The following is a 4,004-nucleotide window of genomic DNA, read 5'->3' as shown; positions in this document are numbered from 1 at the left end:
CGCCAGATCGTTCTGTCTTTACGCAATTTCTCCCGGCTGGATGAGGCTGAGCGGAAACCTGTCGATATCCACACGGGCATCGACAGCACTCTGTTAATCTTGCAACATCGACTGAAAGCAAAGTCAGACCATGCCGAGATCGACGTAGTGAAAGAGTATGGGGACTTACCGCCGATTGAGTGCTACGCCGGTCAGATGAATCAAGTTTTTATGAACGTGATCGGCAACGCCATTGACGCTTTAGAGCAACGCGATGAATTGCGATCGCAGGAGGGAATTAAAAACTTACCCAGTCAGATTACAATTCGCACTTTTCTGATGCAGGATAACCCAGCAGGTGTCCCCCACGTTGTCATTCAGATTCGTGACAATGGCCCTGGCATGAGTCCAGGCGTGCAGTGCCAAGTTTTCGATCCCTTTTTCACCACGAAGCCAGTTGGCAAAGGCACAGGTCTGGGACTTTCCATTAGCTACCAGATTGTGGTCGAAAAACACGGCGGTTTCTTTAAATGTATGTCCCAACCCGGTCAGGGTACTGAGTTCTGGATAGAAATTCCCCTGAAGAGCCAGTTAGCACAAAGCGGCTATAGCAATCCTATTTGAGTTTTAAGATGCCAGCTCTTGAGACCCCCGACTTCTCTCCCGAAGTCGGGGGTCTCGCCTTTAGGAGTGCTATAGAACGGCTTGCACTTGGGAACCTCTCCTTGGAAAGGAGGTTAGGTTTTTCAGGTAACAGGCCTTACGCAGAAGAGATCCCCCAACCCCCTTAAAAAGGGGGCTTTAGAGGTTCCCCCTTTTTAAGGGGGGCGAGTTCGGCTCAAGGTTTGAAGGTTTCAGCGCGTAAGTCCTGAGGTAAAAATCTGAACATTCCCCACAACCTCAGTATCGGTTAAGAAAAAATTAAGCTGGAATTAATAAAAGATTATTGATATAAATATAGGTTGATATCAATCCAGGTCAAGCCTGGGTTAATTCTCAACTTCGCACAGGTAAATCCATGAGTACCCAAAAAGTCTCATCGCAGTCCTTTTGTGCCCAGAAACTGAAGACCCTAGCAGATTCAACGCGGCTTGACGTTTTAGAACTGCTGATGAGTGGTCCCAAGCACGTTGGTGAGATAAATGCCGTGTTGGGGTTGCAACAGAGTTTGCTATCGCATCATCTAAAAGTTTTGCGGGAAGAGGGTTTTGTGACGGCGAGGCGAGATGGTAAGGCGGTGCTTTATCAGCTAGATCCTGCAATCCAGAGGGCAAATGCCGGTTGGGCGATTGACTTGGGATGTTGCCTGCTTTCCTTTGATTCCAATCAATAAAAAACCTCAATTTATATACAGATGAAACACCTAAGACTGCTTGCGCCGCTTTCTATAGGGTTGATTGCCTGCTGGCTGCAATCTTGTGGGAAGCCTCCAGAAGCGGCAACCCAGTCGTCTGATAAGTTACAAGGCAAGCTGGTTTTGACGGGATCGAGTACGGTAGCGCCTCTGGCAGCTGAGATTGCCAAACGCTATGAAACTCAACATCCGGGAGTCCGGATTGACGTGCAAACAGGCGGGTCTTCGCGGGGAGTCGCAGATGCCCGTCAGGGAGTGGCGGATATTGGGATGGTTTCCCGAAGCCTCAAAGATAGCGAAAAGGATTTGCAAGCTTTTACGATTGCGAGCGATGGCGTCTCGGTCATTCTCAATCAAGACAATCCAGTTAAAAATCTCACTGACCAGCAAATTGTCGATATCTACACCGACAAAATTAATAACTGGAAACAAGTCGGGGGGAAAGACGCCCCGATTACGGTGGTCAATAAAGCTGAAGGTCGATCCACTCTGGAACTGTTTGCCGACCACTTCAAATTAAAAACAACCGATATGCGTGCCGATGTGGTGATTGGCGATAACGAACAAGGGATTAAAACCGTAGCAGGGAATCCCAACGCGATCGCTTATGTCTCCATTGGTTCTGGCGAATATGGTGCCACTCACAATACTCCAATCAAACTATTGCCAATAGAAGGAGTAGAGGCTTCCATCGCCAACGTCAGCAACGGTAAATTTCCGCTTTCTCGTCCCCTCAATTTAGTGACGAAAACTACACCCACCGGATTGCAAAAAGAATTTATTGATTTTGCCCGTTCAAAAGATGTGCAAGACATTGTGAAGGAGCAATATTTTGTCCCAGTCGCGAAATGAAGTCATCCTCGTCTGGATGTTGCGGGGAATGGCGATTGTTTCGGGCGCGATCGCGCTTGTAATCCTGCTATTCCTGATTTGGGAAACCTTGCCCATCCTGCAAAATATCGGGCTGACACGCTTCTTCAATGACCCCTCCTGGCATCCAGTTAGCGAAGAATTTAACCTAATGCCGATGCTGTGGGGATCGCTGTTTGTCACGGCGGGATCTGTGCTAGTTGCAACACCTCTGGGTATTCTCTCCGCAGTTTTCTGCCACTATTACGCACCTCCCGCCTTAGCCAAAATTTACCGAAGCCTGATTGAGCTTTTAGCAGGGATTCCCTCAGTCGTTTATGGCTTTTGGGGTTTAGTCGTGCTGGTGCCAATTATCGGGCGGATTCACCCACCAGGGCCGAGTTTATTCGCCGGGATTCTCATCCTAACCCTGATGATTCTCCCCACCATTGCCCTCGTCGCTGATGCCACCTTTGCTAACGTGCCCGCTGATTATCTGCGGGGTGCGACGGCGCTGGGATTGGGACGCTGGGCAATGGTGCGCGGTGTAGTTTTTCCGGCAGCAAAATCAGGTTTATTAACTGGCGTCATTTTAGAAACGGGACGGGCGATTGGCGAAACAATGGCGGTATTAATGGTTTGCGGTAATGTCGTGCAGGTACCAAAAGGTGTATTTGAGCCAGTACGGACGTTGACGGCAAATATTGCTTTAGAGATGGCTTATGCTGTGGGAAATCATCGCGCCGCCTTGTTTGTCAGCGGGTTGATATTAATGGCGATGATTGTGGTTTTAGTCGTTGCTGCCGAAACGATTAATCAGGGGCATCTTTATGACTAAATCTTTTGAAAAAGCAAATCTACAAAAACAAAAGGTAAAAGAAAAAAAACAATTTTCGCTTTTTACTTCTTTACCTGCTTCCGATTGGCTTCCGGCTGCAATCGTTTGGGCATCTGTCGCTTTAATAACAGCTTCTCTATTATGGCTACTGAGCAATGTTTTTGTTTCGGGTATCGGTCAAATTAGCTGGGAATTCTTGACAACAGCACCGCGTAATGCTGGGCGAGATGGAGGAATTGCACCCATTTTAGTCTCGACAGCGCTAATCGTAGGAGTATGCATGGCAGTTTCAATTCCTTTAGGAGTGGGAACTGCGATATTGCTGGCTGAATTTACCTCAAATGGGAGTATTTTGGCGCGGTTGGTGCGACTCAGCTTAGATGTTTTAGCAGGCGTCCCTTCAATTGTTTTCGGTCTTTTTGGGAACGCTTTCTTCTCTAAAACCTTGGGGATGGGCTTTTCGATTCTTTCTGGTGGATTGACGCTAGCGTGTATGGTGCTACCGATTTTGATTCGCTCAACCCAGGAAGGTTTCCGAGGCGTACCAGATGATTATCGACGTTCAGCGGCGGCGCTGGGAATCTCGCGTACAGCCACATTATGGGAGTTACTGCTACCAGCCGCAATGCCTGGATTAGTCGTGGGCTTGCTGTTAGGTTTGGGAAGAGCGATCGCTGAAACGGCTGCTTTAATCTTTACCAGCGGTTACGTCGATCGGATGCCAGAGTCATTGTGGGATTCCGGGCGATCGCTCTCGGTTCACATTTACGATCTCGCTATGAACGTCTCTGGCGGCGAACCAAATGCCTACGCCTCTGCTCTCGTATTAGTCAGCTTTCTATTACTCATTAATGCTGCAATCTCTTGGCTAGCAGAACGGTTTCGGCAATCCCGAATTTGGGTAGCGTAAACCAAGCTTACCTCGCGTTCTTTTTTTGCGTACTTCGCGTCTTTACAGTTTAAATTCTTCATGAAACACACGAC

Annotated in this window: 5 protein-coding genes; all 5 read left to right on the top strand. The window is 48.2% G+C overall.

All coding sequences use genetic code 11. The annotated features are described in order from the left end of the window. Positions 1-603, top strand: a 603-nt coding sequence (locus H6F50_RS10130; protein ID WP_190428601.1) for an ATP-binding protein, incomplete at its 5' end; no start/stop codon positions are given. 394 nt (positions 604-997) lie between these two features. Next, a complete protein-coding gene (locus tag H6F50_RS10125) occupies positions 998-1,312 on the top strand; it encodes a metalloregulator ArsR/SmtB family transcription factor (RefSeq protein ID WP_190428600.1) in 315 nt (104 codons plus the stop codon). A 21-nt stretch (positions 1,313-1,333) separates the two neighbouring features. After that, positions 1,334-2,185, top strand: a complete 852-nt coding sequence (locus tag H6F50_RS10120; protein WP_190428599.1) for a phosphate ABC transporter substrate-binding protein — start codon at positions 1,334-1,336, stop codon at positions 2,183-2,185. Then, a complete protein-coding gene (gene pstC / locus H6F50_RS10115) occupies positions 2,166-3,020 on the top strand; it encodes a phosphate ABC transporter permease subunit PstC (protein WP_242028968.1) in 855 nt (284 codons plus the stop codon). Before H6F50_RS10120 ends, pstC begins: the two co-directional genes overlap by 20 nt. Then, complete coding sequence (pstA, locus tag H6F50_RS10110; protein ID WP_190428598.1) at positions 3,013-3,930, top strand: phosphate ABC transporter permease PstA; 918 nt, start codon at positions 3,013-3,015, stop codon at positions 3,928-3,930. Before pstC ends, pstA begins: the two co-directional genes overlap by 8 nt. Positions 3,931-4,004: the final 74 nt, after the last annotated feature.

This window comes from Coleofasciculus sp. FACHB-712, assembly GCF_014695635.1.
Lineage (GTDB): Bacteria > Cyanobacteriota > Cyanobacteriia > Cyanobacteriales > FACHB-T130 > FACHB-T130.
This window is presented reverse-complemented; position numbering and strand designations above follow the sequence as displayed.